Origin of the sequence: Halomonas sp. ND22Bw (genome assembly GCF_003011945.1) — a bacterium.
In the GTDB taxonomy this organism is placed as follows: Bacteria; Pseudomonadota; Gammaproteobacteria; order Pseudomonadales; family Halomonadaceae; genus Halomonas; species Halomonas halophila.
The window spans coordinates 1-237 of sequence record NZ_PXWD01001764.1 but is presented as its reverse complement, the minus strand read 5'-3'; the positions used below and the strand labels follow the sequence as shown (position 1 = coordinate 237).

The following is a 237-nucleotide window of genomic DNA, read 5'->3' as shown; positions in this document are numbered from 1 at the left end:
CCCTGCCCGATCAGCGAGACGAGGAGCCGGTTCTTGTCGGCGATGCCCCGCATGTGCTCGATCACCCGGCGCTCGGTCATGGCGACCCCGAAGTCGAGGCGCTCCGCCTGGCGGATGTCGGCCGGCAGGGTCTCGTCCATCAGGGCGTGCAGGCTCTGCGCACCCACGACGCCGAGCATCGTCTCGATTTCCTGCGTGGTCGGGCCGATGTGGCGGCGGTTGGCGAAGTCGTAGGGG

At 69.6% G+C, this 237-nt stretch carries 1 protein-coding gene; it reads right to left on the bottom strand.

Features of this window, described 5'->3' with window-relative positions; all coding sequences use genetic code 11:
* On the bottom strand, positions 1–237 hold a 237-nt coding region (locus tag CVH10_RS24350; protein ID WP_146143404.1), incomplete at both ends, for a hypothetical protein.